12 protein-coding genes, 5 pseudogenes and 1 riboswitch are annotated in these 18,915 nt (G+C 34.8%); of the genes and pseudogenes, 3 read left to right on the top strand and 14 right to left on the bottom strand.

The genetic code is table 11. The annotated features are described in order from the left end of the window. Positions 1-34: 34 nt before the first annotated feature. The 4 genes and pseudogenes from ACJ5H0_RS15010 to ACJ5H0_RS14995 form a co-directional block, all read right to left on the bottom strand. The gene (locus ACJ5H0_RS15010; RefSeq protein ID WP_411250087.1) at positions 35-1,045 is read right to left on the bottom strand and encodes a homocysteine S-methyltransferase family protein; all 1,011 of its coding nucleotides are present in this window, start codon (positions 1,043-1,045) and stop codon (positions 35-37) included. A gap of 68 nt (positions 1,046-1,113) precedes the next feature. Beyond that, on the bottom strand, positions 1,114-2,274 hold the full coding sequence (locus ACJ5H0_RS15005; protein WP_345990841.1) for an O-succinylhomoserine sulfhydrylase: 1,161 nt from the start codon (positions 2,272-2,274) through the stop codon (positions 1,114-1,116). 115 nt (positions 2,275-2,389) lie between these two features. Then, a pseudogene (locus ACJ5H0_RS15000) lies at positions 2,390-3,929 on the bottom strand (ACT domain-containing protein). 11 nt (positions 3,930-3,940) lie between these two features. Next, positions 3,941-4,930, bottom strand: a complete 990-nt coding sequence (locus ACJ5H0_RS14995) for an alpha/beta fold hydrolase (protein ID WP_411250083.1) — start codon at positions 4,928-4,930, stop codon at positions 3,941-3,943. 63 nt (positions 4,931-4,993) lie between these two features. Next, a riboswitch (SAM riboswitch) is annotated at positions 4,994-5,102 on the bottom strand. Positions 5,103-5,292: 190 nt separating this feature from the next. Here ACJ5H0_RS14995 and ACJ5H0_RS14990 point away from each other — a divergent pair. Then, positions 5,293-7,899 carry an MGH1-like glycoside hydrolase domain-containing protein gene (locus ACJ5H0_RS14990; RefSeq protein WP_411250080.1) on the top strand — a complete coding sequence of 869 codons (2,607 nt, stop codon included), beginning with the start codon at positions 5,293-5,295 and terminating at the stop codon, positions 7,897-7,899. 288 nt (positions 7,900-8,187) lie between these two features. On the opposite strand, the pseudogene ACJ5H0_RS14985 reads toward ACJ5H0_RS14990, so the two are convergent. From ACJ5H0_RS14985 to ACJ5H0_RS14955, 7 genes and pseudogenes are all read right to left on the bottom strand, one after another. Next, a pseudogene (locus ACJ5H0_RS14985) lies at positions 8,188-8,608 on the bottom strand (OsmC family protein). 64 nt (positions 8,609-8,672) lie between these two features. Next, positions 8,673-9,997: pseudogene (locus tag ACJ5H0_RS14980) on the bottom strand (DUF58 domain-containing protein). A gap of 104 nt (positions 9,998-10,101) precedes the next feature. Then, positions 10,102-11,133, bottom strand: coding sequence for an AAA family ATPase (locus ACJ5H0_RS14975; RefSeq protein ID WP_172284425.1), 1,032 nt, complete (start codon positions 11,131-11,133; stop codon positions 10,102-10,104). A gap of 62 nt (positions 11,134-11,195) precedes the next feature. Then, positions 11,196-12,359: a hypothetical protein gene (locus ACJ5H0_RS14970; RefSeq protein ID WP_411250076.1), complete on the bottom strand. Its 1,164-nt coding sequence runs from the start codon at positions 12,357-12,359 to the stop codon at positions 11,196-11,198. 14 nt (positions 12,360-12,373) lie between these two features. After that, positions 12,374-13,168, bottom strand: a complete 795-nt coding sequence (locus tag ACJ5H0_RS14965; protein ID WP_411250073.1) for a DUF4129 domain-containing protein — start codon at positions 13,166-13,168, stop codon at positions 12,374-12,376. Further along, complete coding sequence (locus tag ACJ5H0_RS14960; protein WP_411250070.1) at positions 13,161-14,120, bottom strand: DUF4013 domain-containing protein; 960 nt, start codon at positions 14,118-14,120, stop codon at positions 13,161-13,163. Before ACJ5H0_RS14960 ends, ACJ5H0_RS14965 begins: the two co-directional genes overlap by 8 nt. Next, positions 14,107-15,088: pseudogene (locus ACJ5H0_RS14955) on the bottom strand (stage II sporulation protein M). Before ACJ5H0_RS14955 ends, ACJ5H0_RS14960 begins: the two are co-directional and overlap by 14 nt. Before the next feature lie 27 nt (positions 15,089-15,115). Here ACJ5H0_RS14955 and ACJ5H0_RS14950 point away from each other — a divergent pair. Both ACJ5H0_RS14950 and ACJ5H0_RS14945 read left to right on the top strand, forming a co-directional pair. Further along, complete coding sequence (locus tag ACJ5H0_RS14950) at positions 15,116-15,865, top strand: RDD family protein (RefSeq protein WP_172284431.1); 750 nt, start codon at positions 15,116-15,118, stop codon at positions 15,863-15,865. Between the two features lie 92 nt (positions 15,866-15,957). Then, positions 15,958-16,248 carry a GNAT family N-acetyltransferase gene (locus ACJ5H0_RS14945; RefSeq protein WP_172284432.1) on the top strand — a complete coding sequence of 97 codons (291 nt, stop codon included), beginning with the start codon at positions 15,958-15,960 and terminating at the stop codon, positions 16,246-16,248. On the opposite strand, the gene ACJ5H0_RS14940 is transcribed toward ACJ5H0_RS14945, so the two are convergent. From ACJ5H0_RS14940 to ACJ5H0_RS14930, 3 genes and pseudogenes are all read right to left on the bottom strand, one after another. Beyond that, entirely contained in the window at positions 16,237-16,839 is a 603-nt protein-coding gene (locus ACJ5H0_RS14940) for a glycosyltransferase family protein (RefSeq protein ID WP_411250067.1), read from the bottom strand. The genes ACJ5H0_RS14945 and ACJ5H0_RS14940 overlap by 12 nt on opposite strands. 367 nt (positions 16,840-17,206) lie before the next feature. Further along, positions 17,207-18,035 (bottom strand): annotated as a pseudogene (locus tag ACJ5H0_RS14935) (UDP-2,3-diacylglucosamine diphosphatase). Positions 18,036-18,093: 58 nt separating this feature from the next. After that, on the bottom strand, positions 18,094-18,834 hold the full coding sequence (locus tag ACJ5H0_RS14930; RefSeq protein WP_172284435.1) for a YebC/PmpR family DNA-binding transcriptional regulator: 741 nt from the start codon (positions 18,832-18,834) through the stop codon (positions 18,094-18,096). Between the last annotated feature and the right edge of the window lie 81 nt (positions 18,835-18,915).

Raw genomic sequence — 18,915 nt, 5'->3', positions numbered from 1 at the left:
CTTACAATTGATTCAATGAAAAAAATCTATCAAATCATGCAAATTTTCTCAATTTTCTTGGCTCATACTTATTCACTAAGTCCGCTATAGCCCTGATATGTTCAGGGGTTGTACCACAACACCCTCCAATAATATTGATCAGACCTTTTTCCACATATTCTTGTATCTGTTCTGCCATAAACTCGGGTGTCTCGTCATATTTACCGAAAGCATTCGGTAATCCCGCATTGGGATATGCTGAGACATAAAAATCCGAATTATGAGCCAATGTTTCCAGATAAGGTGTCAGCTGATTAGCTCCCAGCGCGCAATTGAATCCGACGCTCAAAAGATTCAGATGTGAAACCGAAATTAAAAATGCTTCTGCCGTCTGACCACTCAAAGTTCTTCCCGAAGCATCGGTAATAGTTCCTGAAACCATTATCGGAATTTTTATTCCTCTTTCATCCTGAATTTCATCAATGGCAAATAAAGCTGCTTTCGCATTTAAGGTGTCAAAGATTGTTTCTACCAGCAAGATATCAGAACCCCCATCCAAAAGAGCTTCGGACTGCTGTTTATAAGCAATTCTCAGTTCATCAAATGTAATGGCGCGATATCCCGGATCATTTACATCAGGGCTCAGGCTTGCCGTTCTGTTCGTAGGACCAATAGATCCTGCTACAAACCTAGGTTTATCCGGGTTCTTAGCTGTGAATTCATCACATACTTTTCTGGCAATTTTTGCAGATTCATAATTCAGCTCATAAACCAGGTCTTCCATATGATAATCTGCCATTGCAATTGTAGTTCCCGAGAATGTGTTGGTTTCGATAATATCAGCTCCCGCTTCCAGATATTTTCTATGAACTTCTTCAATAGCATGAGGCTGTGTGAGGGAAAGTAGGTCGTTATTTCCTTTAACCAGATGCGGATAATCTTTGAAACGCTCACCACGATAGTCTTCTTCTTCAAATTTGTATCGTTGAAGCATCGTTCCCATAGCCCCATCAAGAACTAAAATTCTTTCGGAGAGTGCCTTATATAATTGTTCTGAACTTTTCATTTTGTAGATTGTGGCTAAAGCCGTTAATATTATTTTTCTTAAATGGGCTAAAGCCCATTTCAATTGAGTTAATCCAATGCCTGTTTTAAATCTGCAATAACATCTTCCACGTTTTCCAACCCTACAGAACAACGTACAAGGCCGGCAGTGATTCCCACTTCATTCCTTTCCTCATCGGTTAATTTGGAATGTGTAGTAGAAGCAGGATGTGTAACAATTGTTCTGGTATCACCAAGATTTGCTGAAAGTGAACACATCTTTATTTTATCTAAAAATTTTCGACCTCCTTCAATTCCTCCTTTGATTTCAAAAGCGACAATATTCCCTCCTAATTTCATCTGTTTTTTTGCTACTTCATAGCTTGGATGTGAAGGTAAAAAAGGATATTTTACTAATTCCACATTCGGGTGGCTTTCTAAAAATTCAGCGACTTTCAATGCATTTTCACAATGCTTTTCAACTCTGATGGCTAAAGTTTCAAGACTTTTAGATAAAACCCATGCATTAAAAGGAGACATGGCTGGACCTGTATTTCTTGCAAAAAGATAGATTTCCCGGATAAGGTCTTCTTTTCCTACCGCAACTCCACCAAGAACCCTTCCTTGTCCGTCAATTAATTTTGTTGCCGAATGAACCACAATATCAGCTCCGTACTTGATAGGTTGTTGAAGATAAGGGGTGGCAAAACAATTATCTACAATGAAGATAAGATTATGTTTTTTTGCAATTTTCCCGAAAAACTCAAGATCCAGAATCTCAATTGCCGGATTAGTCGGAGTTTCCAGATATAAAATTTTTGTATTAGGTTTGATAAGCTTTTCAACATTTTCTGCATCTTCTGCCTTAAAATAGGTAGTCTCAATATTCCATTTCGGGAAATACTTTGTAAAAAGTGTGTGTGTAGATCCAAAAACAGACTGGCAGCTTACAATATGATCTCCGGCATCAAGCAAAGTTGCAAATGTTGAATAAATTGCTGCCATTCCGGTAGCAAAAGCATATCCCGCTTCCGCACCCTCCATTTTCACAATTTTATCGGTGAATTCAGTAACGTTTGGATTAGAGAATCTGCTGTATAAATTTTTTGATTTTTCTTCTGCAAAGCTCGCCCTCATATCCTCTGCATCCTGAAAAATAAAGCTGGATGTAAGATAGAGCGGAGTAGAATGTTCATCAAACTGAGTTCGTTCAGTCTGCGTTCTTATTGCAAACGTTTCAAAATTTTCCATATAGTTTTAATTTTAATATCATGTATCAATGCAACAGTTTACCAATGAATCGATCGAATCTGATCTGAGCCATTTTTATCGGCATACTGTTATATCGTTACATTCGTACATTGATTTATTTTGTTTCACTTACTCTTAAAATATCACCAAAAACACCTCTCGCGGTTACCTGTGCTCCCGCACCGGCTCCCATAATTACAATAGGGTTTTCACCATAGCTCTCCGTATAGATTTCAAAAATGGAATCTGATCCTTTTAATTGCCCTAATGCGGAAGTAGCCGGCACAGAAATTAATTTTACATCAAGTTCTCCTTTTTCTTTTTGAAGATCGCCATGTAGATCGCCTACATATCGTAGAACATGATCTGCCTCCTGATTTTGTTTAATTTTCTGGTATTCCTCGTCCAATTCTCCCAATCTGGAAATGAATTCATTTTTGCCAATAGAAAGAAGGTTTTCAGGAATTAGATTCTGAATATTAATATCATTGAATTCATTAATCAGATCCAACTCTCTCGCCAGAATCAAAAGCTTTCTTGCAACATCATTTCCTGAAAGGTCCTCACGAGGATCCGGTTCAGTAAATCCTTTCTCCATTGCTTCTCCTATAATGGTTGAAAATTTCTCATCTCTAACTGAAAAATTATTGAAGATATAACTTAAAGAACCTGAAAACACGCCTTTAATTCTTGTAATATTTTCCCCCGACAGGTGTAATAGTTTAATGGTATCGATCAAAGGCAAACCTGCTCCCACATTGGTTTCGTAAAGGTATCGTCTGTTATTTTTATTCAACGTATATCTTAGTTTACGATATTCTTCTATTGGAAGGGTATTGAAAATCTTATTGGAAGATACAAGATCAAATCCGTTCTCAGCTAAAGCATGATAATTCTTAACAAAATCCTTACTCGCCGTATTATCAACCACAATAAGATTCTCCAGCTGATTCTCTCTGGAGAAACTGATAAGTTCATCAACATTAGAAGGGTTTTCTGCAACTAAAACCTCATCATTCCAATTATGACCAAAACCTTTTTTTATTGAATGCTATTTTTCTTGAATTAGCAACAGCCACTACTTTAAGATCTATTTTTTTTCGTCTCTTAATTTCTTCGGAAGATTCCAATACCTGGTCAATCAGAGTTTTACCCACATTCCCATGTCCAATGATTGCAAGATGAACGGTTTTAGGTTTTTTGGATATTTCAGATTCAATGATATTCTTAGTTTTCTCATCCTGAGAAGAAGTAACTACAATATTTACTCTTTTTTCACTTGCTATCTGATTCAGAAGCAAAGGAAAAACATTATTTCTTGCGAGTTCCGCCAGTATTTTATTAAAATCTTCTGCTACAAATCCCAAAACTGAAACGTTATTAATACTATAAATCTGAGATACTGCCCCTGATTTCCTTTCTGCTTCAAATTCCTCTATCAGACAATTAACCGCATTTTCAGAATCGTTTTCGTGAACCAAAATTGATATTCCGTTTTCTATAGCTTGTTGTGAGATCACTCCTACACTAATCCTGGCTAAAGTAAGTGCTTTAAAAATTCTACCGTCAATACCGATTTCCCCTAAGAAATCTTCTCCTTCAAATTTGATGATTGATCTGTTCTTTAAAAATTTTATTTCGTTAACATTTTTCATCTGTTCATTCTTTATTGTTTAGCTTTATTACAGGTTTCTTGTAATTGTTCAGTTTCTTTCTGTAATAAAATGGTTTTAATGATATTATTTAATTGTTTGTATTCCATTAGGAAGGCATCATGCCCGTGAACTGAGGTGATCTCGTGATGAGAAACATTCTTTTTTTTACCTTTCAGTTTTTCAAAACACATCCGGATTTCGGAAGCAGGAAAGAACAAATCTGTATCAACGGAGATCAAGTGCATTCGTGCCTGTATATTCTCCAGCCTTTCTTCCTCGGCATTAATGTTCATCAGCAAATGATTCATCAGTTGATAAGATTTTAAACTAAATCTTTCATTAAGAGCTTTTCCGTGATATTCAAGCCAATCTTCCGATTCAAGCTTATTTTTTGCGGTATTGTATTTATTTTGAAATCTGTCGTTTAAAGATTGTGGGGTTCTATAACATAGCATTGCATGGATTCTTGCCTTTTGTAACGGAGCGTCATTTCCATTTAATAAAAATTTCTGAACCATACATTGCGCATGCAGCCAATCATGAGTTCTGAAATCACAGGCAATGGGAATAAATACTTCTGCAAGTTCCGGACGTTTAACCAGCATTTCCCATCCTATTCCTCCACCAAGAGAACCTCCGATAATGGCATATAGACTTTTAATGTTAAGTAATTCTAACCCTTTTAAAAATATGCCTGCAATATCCGAAGGAGTAAACTCTTCATATTCTTCAATTAAAAAATCATCATAACCATTTCCGGGAATATTGAAACACAAAACCGTATAGACATTGGTATCAACCACCTGGCCATCTCCTACTAATTGCTTCCACCAGCCATTTGTTCCCGATACATTGGAATTTCCCGTTAAAGCATGGTTGATTAAAATAACAGGTGCCGAAAACAGTTCTTTCCCGAAGGTCTGATAGCTCAACGGGATATTGCATTCCTTTCCGGAATTAGTTTGATACGAAAGATTAATATGTTTTAGTTCTGTTTTCAATTCTATTATACATTATTTATAATACAATTGAAAATGCCACAGGAAATGGCTGAAAAACTCAGTAAGTTATCTGTCCAAAAAATAATTTGGTAGAACGTAGCACCTTCTTCGCTTGCACAAAGGGTTGCTAAGGTTTCATCGGGTCTAATCCCTCAACCTTTCTTGATAACATTTTCAATATTTGAATGATCGAATGGTGCAAAGATATAATATTTTATTTAATTTTTTCATGAAAAAATTAATTTATTCTGAAAATCCCTGTAATCATTATAGTTACAAGGATGTGTTAAGAATTATTCAGATAGAAAAAATTGGAATTATTTTTCAAAAAAAATTACCTTCGTAGTGAAAAATGATGAACTATGACTGCAGAAAAACAAAGATTACAGGATATAAAATGGAAAAACTGGGGGCCTTATGTAAGCAACAGACAATGGGGTAATGTTCGTGAGGATTATAGTCCCAATGGCAATGCGTGGAATTTCACCAATCATGATAAAGCTGAAAGTCATGCCTACCGTTGGGGTGAAGAAGGGATTGCGGGAATATCGGACACCAAACAGCTTTTTTGTTTCGCTCTTTCATTTTGGAACAAAAAGGACAAAATGATCAAAGAACGTTTTTTCGGATTGAGTAATCCCCAGGGCAATCATGGTGAAGATATCAAAGAGATCTTTTACTATCTGGACAACACGCCTACCCATAGTTATATGAAGATGGTGTATAAATATCCGATCCATGAATTTCCTTATGATCACCTGCTATCTGAAAACGGAAGACGAAGCAAAAAAGAAGCTGAATTTGAAATCTTTGATACCGGAATCTTTGATAATGATGAATATTTTGATATTTTCATCGAATACTGTAAAGCAGATGCTGACGATTTTTTAGTCCGTATCACAGTTTGTAACAGGAGCCAAAACGATGCACCTATTGTTGTCGCTCCAACAGCCTGGTTCCGTAACAACTGGAAATGGGGATATAATACTTATAAGGGGCAGCTAAACGCCTCATACGACGGCTGTATTGATATTAACCATGATAGTATTTCCATCAAAAAATTCTATTCAAGAAACACCGGTGCCAAAAGTCTCTTTTGTGATAATGAAACCAATACACCTAAATTATACGGAGCTCCTTTAACAGATAACACCTATTTCAAGGATGGTATAAACGATCACATTATTCATAACTCCAATACCGTTAATCCGGAAAAAAGAGGCTCAAAAGCCGCTTTTGTGATTGAAGAAATTATTGGTGGGGGACAATCAAAAACCTTTGATTTCAGGCTGTCGCCAAACGACACCGATGAACCATTTCATCATTTTGATGAGATTTTCAACACCCGGATTGCTGAGGCCAACGAATTCTATGAAGAAGTTCAGCACGATGCAACGAATGATGATGAAAGAAATGTTCAACGTCAGGCGTTCGCAGGGCTATTATGGAACAAACAATTTTATCATTATAATGTTGGGAAATGGCTTAAGGGAGATCCTAATTTTGATGCACCGAGGGATTTCAACCACTATGTAAGAAATACAGAGTGGAACCACATGCACAATAAGGACATTATTTCAATGCCTGACAAATGGGAATACCCATGGTATGCTACCTGGGATCTCGCTTTTCACTGCGTTCCCTATGCATTAATTGATGCCCAGTTTGCAAAAAACCAACTTCTCTTGTTAACCAAAGAGTGGTATATGCATCCTAATGGACAACTTCCGGCGTATGAATGGAACTTAAGTGATGTAAATCCACCTGTCCATGCTTGGTCTTGTTTCAGGGTATTTAAGATTGATGAAAAGACCAATGGAAAACCGGATCTCCTGTTTCTGGAAAAGGTTTTTCAAAAATTACTTTTGAACTTTACCTGGTGGGTAAACCGTAAGGATAAAAACGGTAAAAATATTTTCGGCGGCGGTTTTCTAGGTCTTGATAATATCGGAGCTTTCGATCGTAATATGGAACTTAAAGACGGTGAGCATCTTGAACAGGCAGACGGTACAAGCTGGATGGCAATGTATGCATTGAATATGATGAGAATTGCAATGGAACTTGCCCAATACTATCAGGTATATGAAGACATGGCCATTAAGTTTTTTGAGCATTATCTTTACATCGCGGAAGCGATGGAAAACATGGGTGATGGAAAAGAAGGCCTTTGGAATGAAGAAGATGGTTTTTTCTATGATGTACTACAACTTGGGAACGGCGAAAGTGTTACGCTTCGTTTAAGAAGTATTGTCGGGCTTATTCCTTTATTTGCTGTGGAGATTATTGATCACGGATTATTGGAAAAAATGCCCAACTTTAAAATAAGAATGGAATGGGTGCTGAAAAATAAGCCGGAACTTACGAAACTGGTTTCCCATTGGGATGAAGAAGGTCATGGCAGAAAACATTTAATGAGTATCCTTCGTAAAAACAGACTAACAAAAGTCTTGACAAGAATGCTGGATGAAAAAGAATTTTTAAGTTCTTATGGTATCAGGGCCATGTCTAAAGTATATGAAGAAAATCCTTTTATTTTCTCTGTTCATGGGACAGAAAATGTGGTTTATTATACCCCTGCGGAAAGTGACAGCAGAATGTTTGGAGGAAACAGTAACTGGAGAGGCCCGATCTGGTTCCCTATTAACTTTTTGATTGTCGAAAGTCTGCAGCGTTTTCATTTCTATTATGGAAACAGCCTGAAAGTGGAATTACCGACAGGAAGCGGAGATAAAAGGAATCTGGATGAAGTAGCACAAAATATCAGTAACAGGCTATGTTCTATATTCCTTAAAGATGAAAATGGACAAAGAGCTTTTAATGGGGGAAACAATAAGTTTAATTACGATGAGCATTTCAAAGATTATATCACCTTTTATGAATATTTTCACGGAGATAACGGACGTGGAGTTGGCGCCTCACATCAAACAGGATGGACGGCAACGGTCGCTAAACTGATGAAACCGAGATAGAATAAAAATGTACCACTTTCTTAAGTGGTACATTTTTTTTTATCAATTAATTAACCTTTAGTATTGAACATCATTGATGCCTTAATTTTAGCCATAAACTAAAACAAGTAACAAAAATAATAATTATAATAGATTATTGATAAATATTTCATATATTTACATCGTTAACCTTTAAGAAAATGAAACTCAATGTTTAAATCTTAAAGAAAGAAAATACCCTCAACAACACATAATAAGCATAAAGCCGGATTTTAACAATCCGGCTTTTTTATTTTGTTTATAACATCCTTAAATTTTTTCCCCATTTACAAATACATCATAACCGATTTCTACATTAGGTTCCAAAGTTTTAGAAACAGAACAGTATTTATCAAATGATAACTGCGCTGCTTTCAAAGCCTTCGCAGGGTCGATGTTACCTTCCAAAAAAAAACTGAACTTTAATTGATTTAAAAGGCTTAGCATCATCGACAGGGACTCTCTCTCCTTCTACTTCTGCTTTAAAACCAGTGATATCCTGTCTTTGTTTTTTTAATATGGACACGACGTCTATTCCACTACATCCTGCAACTGCCATTAAAACACTTTCCATGGGAGAAACTCCTTTAGCTCCAGGCTGCGAAGTATTATCCAAAAGAATGGAATTCCCTTGGGAATTTGTACATTCAAACAAAAAGTCATCGTTTATTCTATTAAGTGTTATTTTCATTGTTCTGTTTATATTATTAAATCCTAGAATTAATCTATGATGTATTAAAGTTATCTATGCAAAATTATAAAATTCCTCTTGCTTTGATCTCAAGATATTTATTGATAACGTCAATATTTAAATTTTCAGGAAGGGTATACACTGTATAAATACCATACTTTCGAAGTTCCTGTATGATTAGTTTTTTTTCAAATTCAAATTTTTCAGCAATAACTTCATCATAAATCTCCTGCATACTCTCCGGATTCTTATGAATTAAAGTCTGGAGTTCCGAATTCTTAAAAAATACAACGACCAACAAATGATTTTTTGCAATGCCACGCAAGTACTTTAACTGCCTGTTCAAACCATCCAGCGTTTCAAAATTTGTAAAAAGTAAAATCAGGCTTCTTTGGTTGATTGAATATTTTACATCCTGATAAAGGCGGTTAAAATCACTTTCAAAAAAATTGGTTTTTATATTATAAAGTGATTCCGAAATTTTCTTTAGCTGACCGGATTTGTTTTCTGCAGCTATCTTGTTTTCAGTTTTTTTTAGAGAATGTCATCATCCCTGCCCGATCTCCTTTTTTTTAATATAATATGAGACAGGGCCATTGTCGCATTGATAGAATAATCAAGAAGACTTAACTCTTTAAATGGCATTTTCATGGTTCGTCCAGTATCAATCAGCATGAAAATCCTTTGAGATTTTTCATCCTGAAACTGATTAACCATCAAACGATTGGTCTTTGATGTAGCCTTCCAATTGATTGTCCTGATATCATCCCCAGGAACATAATCCTTGATCTGCTCAAACTCCATGGTATGGCCGAGCTTTCTGATTTTTTTGATACCCCCCAATAAGAATTCACTTTGAAGAGCCATTAATTCATATTTCCGTAAATGAACAAAAGAAGGATATGCCGCTAAATTTGCATTTTTCTGGAATCTATATCTTTTCGAAACAAAACCTATCGGAGAAGAAGTATAAACATTTAAGCTACCAAAATTATATTCACCTCTTTCTTTAGGCTCAAGAATATATTGAAAGAATGCATTTCTGCCGGGATCAATTTCTTTTCGAATTAAAAAATCCCTTTTCTGAAACTGAAACGGAATTTCATCAATGATTTTAGTATTGATCTTAAAACCATAATTATTTTTAATATCAATTTTTATTGGATTCTCATCACCATTTGATAACTTTTCAGGTAAGATCCTTTGTGCTAAAACACCTTCTTTTTGATTAAAAAGTAAAAGATAATCTACCATTGCAGCCAAAAAGCAAAGCAAGAGCACAATATGAGCTACATAAATAAAAATTGGAAAGAAAAAAGCCAGAACATAAAGTATCCCCACTCCAATGAGCGTAAAGAAAAAGCGATTATTAATGTATAAGTTTCTCATTTTTCAGGTTGTGGATAATAGATTTTATAGCAGCCTTATAAATCCACTACAAGGAATCTATTACTCTCTTCAACATTTTGAAATTTTATAATATCACTTATTATTTATCTTGGAATTTCTATTCCCTCCAGAATCTGTCTGATAATTTCGTCAGCACTTAAACCTTCCATTTCTCTTTCCGGCGAAACAATTACTCTGTGTCTTAACACTGCATAACTGGCTTCTTTGATATCTTCCGGAGTTACAAAATCCCGCCCCCTTAAAGCCGCAAACGCTTTAGATGCCGTAAGTAAGGCTAAACTTGCCCTTGGTGAGGCTCCTAAATATAAAAACTGATTTTCTCTTGTATTAACAATGATTTTAGCAATATACTCCATCAGCTGTGCTTCTACAATGATCTCTTTCACCAACTGTTGATAGTTTTTTAATTGCTGCGCAGTGATAACACGTCCTACTGCTTCTGTTTTATCTTCGGTCCTGCTTTCATGTTGATTCTTAATAATCAGAACTTCCTGTTCAAGATTAGGATACCCAACATTTATTTTAAACAAAAACCGGTCTAACTGTGCTTCCGGAAGCCTGTATGTTCCTTCGTGCTCAATCGGATTTTGTGTAGCAACGACTAAAAACGGCTCCTCCATCGTATATCGGATACCGTCCATTGTAATCTGCCTTTCTTCCATTACTTCAAACAAAGCAGCTTGTGTTTTTGCCGGAGACCTGTTGATCTCATCAATTAAAATAAAATTGGAGAAAATAGGTCCTTTTTTAAACTCAAACTCCGAATTTTTCACGCTGAATACTGAAGTCCCTAAAATATCCGAAGGCATGAGATCAGGGGTAAATTGTATTCTGCTGAAATTTACATCAATAGTTTTTGCCAGCAACTTTGCCGTAATGGTTTTTGCAACTCCGGGAACTCCCTCAATGAGAACATGTCCATTTGAAAGGAGCGCTGCCAAAAGATGTTCTATCATACTCTCCTGCCCCACAATCACCTTACTTATTTCGGCTTTTACTTTTTCTAAACTCACACGGAGTTCAATCATATCGATTCTCGATTGAAAATCGTTTTCTTCTTTATCAAGATTTATAGAACTTTGATTTTCTAAATTTTCGTTCTCAAGGTTTTCCATACAATTTTAATTTATCATTTGTCAATGTATCCGTAACCACAGTTACTACATCGTTATATTATTTATCGTATTATTTCATCCAGGATCGTATTCATTCTGGTGAGATCTTCTTTCATTACACTGGCATAAGGATCCTGAGCTTTCCGGATAAGAGCAATAGCTTCGGTAATTACCTCTATATTTTTCCCTGTTTTCAATTGCAGTTTCTTTGCAAACGCATTATCGAGATTCTGGGTATCGATAAGAAGATCCATTCTAACTTTATTCAGGAAATATTGGGCTTTTTTAGCCATCATATCATGAAAATCACCTTCCTGCAGATAAAGATTTCCGATACTTTTCACAAATTCCACAGAAGTATTTTTCAGAGGTTCTATTACAGGAACAATTCTCTGTTTCCTTTTCGCATTGAAAAAAATAAATAAGATCATCCCTCCTAAAAATACCCACCATGCATATTTCAGCGCTGGTTTTGACAGAATAAATCTCATAAAAAAGCGGGAAGAAGCCTTGGCATCTGCAGCTTCCACAAACCAAACGGTTTCTTTATCGTTAAGATACGAAAAAACATCCTGTGCATATTTTATATTTCCAGGTTTCAGAAGATAATAGTTGGTGAGAAAAAGTGGCTCACTATGAACGAAAATATTTCCCTTTCCCAACTTTACTTTTATAAAATTTGCCTGATCCGTGTTATTCTTTTCAACAGTCTTTCCTAGTATCTCAACACCGGGTTTAACATAAGAAAATCCTCTTCCAGACGGAAATTTATCTAAGTTAATAAAATCATTCTGATATTTCTTATCTGTAAGCTTTAACACATTCTGATCTTCAAAAGAGATTTGAGATGCATAAAAGCCTATACTATCAGAAATTTCTTTTGGTATCCTGCCTGCAATCAACATAGCATTCGATCCTTTGGAGACTTCATTCAAGATACTGCGCCAGGATTCCCTGTCAATTTCTTTTTCTATTATTAAAATATTGTGAGACTGCTTTTTATTCTCATTATAATATTCATATGGTGTTTCAGCTATTTTCTTAAGCTGATTTTTAAAAAGATCTTTAGACTCTTTGTTAAATACAAATAACCCAAAAGGTGATTTTTCATTTGGATCAAAGTTCTTTCGCCAGTCTGTAACTTCCTTTTTATTAACTTCAAGCAATGCTAGAATCACCATGATAATGATGAAAATTACAGCATATATTTTGAAAGTTTTATTCATTTTTAAAGATTTTATTATGGCTTAAATGTCTGATATTGATTTTTAAATTTCAAATAATCCTGTTCGGTAATACTAAATTCACCATACCATACATAATCAAATATATAGGAAAGGTTTGAAAATTCTTTTTTCAGGTATTCTGCTTTAAGCTCTGCCGCATAATCTTTATTTGTCTTTTCAGGATTCCAGATGATAAGCTTTTTATCGCTCAACTTTTTAAGAACGTATAAAAACTGATAACGTACTGCGGAACGGTAATCTCCTGTTACTTCAAATTTTGCAATGCTCTCAGGAAAATTGATTTCATGGATATTTTCATGCAATTCTTCTTCATTGATATTTACTTTTTTATTCTTTTTCCCAAAGAAGAAATTGCCGTCTTTACTTATGAGATACCTGACAATAAAATATAGAAGAAAACCTATAAGTAAAATGGCAAATAAACGCATCACAATAGTGGTAACCTTTGCAGAGGTTCCAAAGGTATCCTCACCGAAAATACTCTCAAGAATTCTTGCTATTTTCCGTTGCAGTTTTTGCCAGAAAGATTCCTTGGGTTTTATCGTTGTGTAATCAAACTCATTTCCTTTGTATCTTGACTTAAGATTTTCCCTGAATTTTTTAGGATAAATCGTATTTTCAGAAACCGGGTGTTCTATCAATACAGAATCTGCACGGTACATATTTTTATAATGCCCTGTACTCAAAGAATCTTCAACATATGCTTCCGGCGGCAATTCAATGTCATCCTGAGCATACACGAATCCTGTTGAGAAAAAGATCAGTAAGAAAAAAACAATTTTATTCATTATTACCGATGGTTTCTATTTCTGCAAGTTCCACCTTCTGATGCAGATCTGTCCTGCTATCGTAATACATCAATCCAGAATTGATATACATAATATTTGAAAGAAAAAATGAAAGCAGCATGGAAATCCCATATATCACAAAAAAAAGCACTCCCATGGCTCCCTGAAAGGGATTTTGTTCAAAATTTCCATCAGGAGCTGAAGTAAGAATTGAACTGTAGAAAAATATCATGGGAATAAATGTGAAAATGGTGGTTATGGTATACATGATAAGAAAAATGATCGTTGTAGCTCCCCAATACTTCCAGTAAGGAGACTTTTCCCTTCCGTTGGTATAAGAAAACTGTGATCTTATCGAATAACTTAAACTCTCAAAAAAACCGCGGCCACTATTAAAATAATCATACATCAAAAATGTAACAACATTAAACAATGTCGGATACACCAGCAACATAATAAATAATCCGATGATAATTAGTATCAATGCGTATGAGATGCCGATCATAATCAAAGCCAGGGGAGTTACAATAAATACCATTCCCAGGCAAAGTGTACCTATTCTTCTTGCGTTATTTTTAAAATCGCTGAGAATATCATCCGTCCTTATTTTTTCTTCGCCCTTTGAAAGTCTTTTCAGATAAAAAACAGGATAAAGATAATTGACAATCACCAGGATAAAAAAAAGCAGAAACGTAAGCAAGCAAACAACAATTAACATCCCTGCATTATCTTCAAAATACTGCTGAAAATAGTAACTGTTACCATTCATATTTGACCCGAATATCTGGGAAAACAGTTCCCTGTATCCAAAAACAAAAATGGTAGTCATTAAAATCAGCAACAAACCATTCAGCAAAATATAGTTTTTGAAATAATTCTTTCCATATAATTTGAAAAAATTAAAACTATCACTGATAAAGGTCCCGAAATCTCTTTTTTTATATAGCTGCATCATCTGTGTTTTTAATTTTTTTATTGACAACGGATGGATAAATAAAATAATAATATCCGATAACCGTTAGCGAACCTAGGATAATAATTAAATTTAAAGCTAATGGCATTTTTAAAGCATGCCTTGTAACATAGCCTTCAATAATTCCCGCACAAATGGTAAAAGGAATTGTACTTAAAAATATTTTGAAGGAATCTTTAAATCCATTTTTAAATGAGTTGAATCTCGACAGGGTTCTTGGAAATAAAATTGATGCCCCGAGAATTAATCCGCACATAGCTTCAACAACCATTGCGAAAATTTCAAAAACACCGTGTAACCATATTCCTCTTGCACTATCCTTAAGTGCCCCATAGTCATAAAAGAAGTACTGGAAGGATCCGAGCATCACACTGTTTGAAAGTAATGCATACAGTGTACCTACTCCTCCAAAAACTCCGTAAATATACAATTTAGCACCTACCCCAATGTTATTAAAGATAATCCCAATGGTACTTCCCCATGTAGAACCACTTTGATAGACACCAACCGCATTTCCTTTCTTAATATTCTCTATTGTTTCATTCACATAACTTTCACCCAGAATTATATTTACAAAATCCTTATCATAAATTGCTGAAAGGACTCCTATTGAAGTAAACAATGCAAAAAACAAAAACGCGTAGAGCAAATATCTTTTGTATTGATACACTAACAAAGGAACCTCTGTTTTGAAGAAATAAAGGACTCTGTTTTCCTCTACCCTTTTTGTTTTGTAAATTTTCTGGAATATCTGTGAAGAAAGATGATTTAAATAAACCGTAGTATTACTTTTAGGATAATAAGTCTGAGCAAAAGAAAGATCATTAATGAGGTTGATATACAACGATGACAGGTCATCCGGATTTTTTTTTTATTTTCCCTTGAATAACCTGTTCAATTCCCAACCATTTTTCTTTATTTTGTTTTATGAAATAAACTTCTCTCATAATCTAAAGGCTAAAATAATAAAAATTATGTCTCAAATTGCGATTAATACCTCACAAAATGTAAATATTAATTTCAACATTGCCAGTGTTGGAGAAAGAATGCTTGCATTTATTATAGATCTCCTGATAAAAGTCGCTTATGCAGTCGTTACTTTCTATGTATTTTTCAATTTTCTTGATTTGGGATATTTATTAAACGGCCTGGATCAATGGTCTCAGATGGCTATTTATATTGCCATCACATTTCCCATTTACATCTATCCTTTGGTTTTGGAAAGCTTAATGGAAGGGCAGACTCCCGGAAAAAAAGTAATGAAAATCCGTGTGGTAAAAATCGACGGATACCAGGCTGGTTTTGGAGATTATCTCATCCGTTGGGTATTCAGGATAATAGACACATCTTTTGCGGGTGTTATCGGATTAATTTCCATGATTGTTTCTAAAAATAATCAGCGCCTCGGGGATATCGCATCAGGCACAGCTGTTATTTCATTAAAAAATAGCATTAATATTTCTCATACTATCCTGGAAAATATCCAGGAGGATTATGTTCCTTCATTTCCTCAGGTTATTGCGTTAAGTGATAATGATATGAGAATTATTAAAGATAATTACACAAAGGCCCTAAGAGTAGATGACCGGCAAATCATCAGTAAGCTTTCCGACAAGATCAAGAATATTTTGAAACTGGAAGTTGATCCTGTAAAAATGACAGAAAGACAGTTTATCAATATTATCATCAAAGATTACAACTATTATACAGGAAAAGATAATTAGAATTTCTGTTTGGAATTATCTTTGTCCATAGATTACACTCAAATCCAAGTCGGTGCAGTTTTTGCACGTGATACAATACTAAGCTTTTAATTATGAAATTTGAAAACAATAAATCCGGAAACGGAGGAGTTCTTACACTAAACAATGAACTTACAGAAATTGGCAGACTGACCTACACCATCTTCCCGGAAGAAAACAAATTCATTATATCCTTTGTTTTAGTGCATCCTGAATTTGAGGGCAGAGGAATGGGAAAATACCTCGTAGAAGAGGCCATCAGATTCGCAAGAGAAAACAATTGGAAAGTGTATCCTCATTGTTCTTATGCCAGATCAGTAATGATGAGAATGAATGATGTAGATGATATTTTTTTAAAGAATTAAAACCTCGTTTAACAGTATTTGTTCAATATCATCAGGGTAATCTACTTTAATGTGATGATCTGAAGCTACCCATTCCATTATTTCCCCAAGCTTTAATACTTTAGAATTGGGAATTCCCATCTTATCCAGAGCACAGGCATTGCACTCCTGCTCATATTGATTATGAATTGGAATAACAAACAACTTTTTATCCATAAAGAGAGCTTCAGCCGGAGCTTCAAAACCTGCATTACATAAAATACCATCACAATTTTCAAAACAGGTCAGGTATTCCTTTTCATCGATGGGGAATATTTCAACATTTTTTATTTTAAGCCTCACTTTACTGTACTTGGAAAAAACCTTCCACTGCACAGGAATTTGTTTTAACACTTTAATAATATTTTCATCAGAAAAGCTTGGTAAATAAACCAGGTAGTATCCTTTTTTATCAGGGTTAAGATTTCGTATTTTATGTCTTATGACCGGCTTCTTTATTTGTGGATGATAATTTTCAAAATGAAAACCAATCCTTCTTTCACTGGGTACATAATACTTCAAAATAAGTTCACCCAGGAAATCTCTTTTTTTTAGGTTTTGGAGTTTCAGCAAAACTCATCGAAGCCTGATGACTAAGCTCAATCATCGGAAGATTCTTTAGCTTGCTCGCCCACCCCGTTAACGGTTCATAGTCATTAATGATGAGATCGTACTGCTTTAGTTCCAGATCATTGATTGTTTTTGCCGCCTGAATAAATTTATTTTCAGTAAATGTTTTTCGATAGGATAAACCACCTGTTTTGTTATAGAGTAGGGAAATCCCTTTATATTGAAAGTTAATGTCAAAATCAGCCTTTAATTGCGATTGATGACCACTGATTAAAGTATCAACCGAAGCATATTTTTTTTAATATAGGAATGATCTCCTGAGCCCTTGCAACATGTCCGTTACCTGTGCCTTGAAACGCATATAAGATTTTCATTCAGAAAAGTTAGTTACAATTTTAAGAAGTTCGTTGGTATCAAGATCCTGAATTTCATCTGTTTCATCGTCCTGCAGCAAGTGTTTATGCTCATCATAGTAAAAGATCTTCCATTCTTTATCATGATACTCCAAAGCTGATAAGTTCTCTATCCAGTCTCCGGAATTAAGATAAGTGCAAGCGCCTTTTTTATTGGTAACCTTACGAATTTGAGGCTGATGGATGTGACCACATATGACAAAGTCGTAATGATTATCTATTGCAAGTTCAGAAGCCGTAAGTTCAAAGTCACCAATATACTTTACCGCCTTTTTTACGTTATTTTTGATTTTTTTTGGAGAATGAGTATTTTTCCCTACCCATTTTTTCCAGGATCCAATTAACGACGTTATTGATCATGATTAGCAAATCATATCCTTTTCCGCCTAGTTTTGCGATCCATTTAGAATGTTGAACAGATGCATCAAATACATCACCATGAAAGATCCATGTTTTCTTTTTATCAATATCAAGACAGATTTTGTTGCAGACCTTAAGTTTACCTAATTCGAAATCGGTAAACTTTCGGAACATCTCGTCATGATTTCCGGTAATGTAATATACCTTGGTATTTTTTGTTGCAAATGAGAGAATCTTTTTAATTACCTTCAAATGAGGTTTAGGGAAGTAAGACTTTTTGAATTGCCAGATGTCAATGATATCACCATTCAAAACCAGAATTTTCGGTTGAATAGAATTCAGATATCTTAACAATTCTTTAGCCTTACATCCATAAGTTCCCAAATGAACATCCGAAATAACAACTAATTCAACGTTTCTTTTCATAGTTTTATGCAAAGAAACTAATTGAAAGTTAACTGTATATGAATGTTATATTATTTTTTTACAAAGAGTTCATGAGCTCCTCTGTAATTTCCATGTTATGATAAACATTTTGTACATCATCATCTTCCTCAAAGCGATCAAGCATTTTCATATTGGCTTTAAACTGCTCTTCAGTAACTTCTTTTGTATTGTTTGGAATTCTTTGAAGCTCTGCGCTTTTAACTTCAATTTTTAGTTCATCTAATTTATGAGATAAAGAACCGAAATCTTCAAATGCAGTAGTAATCATTATTTCTTCATCATCTTTATCAATATCTTCTGCACCACCATCAATCATCTCCATTTCAAATTCATCCCAATCCATTTTTACCTGGCTCGGATCGATGTAAAAGATCCCTTTTCTATCGAAGATAAAGGCCAGTTCCCCGTTTTTCCCCAGGTTACCATCAAATTTATTAAAGACAGCTCTTACATTCGCTACCGTTCTTGTCGTATTATTTGTAGTACATTCTACAAAGAAAGCAACTCCTCCTTGTCCATACCCTTCGTATGTTACCTCTTCATAGTTTTCAGCATCAGCTCCACTTGCCTTTTTGATTGCTCTTTCCACGTTATCTTTCGGCATATTTGCACCTTTGGCATTCTGGATGCATCTTCTTAACGCCGGATTTGATTCCGGGTCTGCTCCACCTGCTTTTACTGCTAACGCTATATCTTTACCAATTTTAGAGAAAGTCTTGGCCATTTTATCCCAACGCGCCATTTTCGAAGCTTTTCTATATTCAAACGCTCTTCCCATTTTTATTTTTAAATTTTGAACAAAATTACTTAAAAGTGAACGAAAAAAAAAATACCTCCAAAAAATTTGGAGGTATTAATT

Origin of the sequence: Chryseobacterium proteolyticum, from assembly GCF_046591535.1 — a bacterium.
GTDB lineage: Bacteria > Bacteroidota > Bacteroidia > Flavobacteriales > Weeksellaceae > Chryseobacterium > Chryseobacterium proteolyticum.
Note: the sequence above shows the minus strand (reverse complement) of the source record. Positions and strands in the feature narration are given on the sequence as shown.

Bases quoted from the DNA above. Each gene is read 5' to 3' on its own strand.
- ACJ5H0_RS14970 (WP_411250076.1), bottom strand. From the start codon at position 12,359: ATGAATAAAACTTTCAAAATATATGCTGTAATTTTCATCATTATCATG.
- ACJ5H0_RS14930 (WP_172284435.1), bottom strand. From the start codon at position 18,834: ATGGGAAGAGCGTTTGAATATAGAAAAGCTTCGAAAATGGCGCGTTGG.
- ACJ5H0_RS14945 (WP_172284432.1), top strand. From the start codon at position 15,958: ATGAAATTTGAAAACAATAAATCCGGAAACGGAGGAGTTCTTACACTA.
- ACJ5H0_RS14975 (WP_172284425.1), bottom strand. From the start codon at position 11,133: ATGGAAAACCTTGAGAACGAAAATTTAGAAAATCAAAGTTCTATAAAT.
- ACJ5H0_RS15010 (WP_411250087.1), bottom strand. From the start codon at position 1,045: ATGAAAAGTTCAGAACAATTATATAAGGCACTCTCCGAAAGAATTTTA.
- ACJ5H0_RS15005 (WP_345990841.1), bottom strand. From the start codon at position 2,274: ATGGAAAATTTTGAAACGTTTGCAATAAGAACGCAGACTGAACGAACT.
- ACJ5H0_RS14990 (WP_411250080.1), top strand. From the start codon at position 5,293: ATGACTGCAGAAAAACAAAGATTACAGGATATAAAATGGAAAAACTGG.
- ACJ5H0_RS14960 (WP_411250070.1), bottom strand. From the start codon at position 14,120: ATGCAGCTATATAAAAAAAGAGATTTCGGGACCTTTATCAGTGATAGT.
- ACJ5H0_RS14965 (WP_411250073.1), bottom strand. From the start codon at position 13,168: ATGAATAAAATTGTTTTTTTCTTACTGATCTTTTTCTCAACAGGATTC.
- ACJ5H0_RS14950 (WP_172284431.1), top strand. From the start codon at position 15,116: ATGTCTCAAATTGCGATTAATACCTCACAAAATGTAAATATTAATTTC.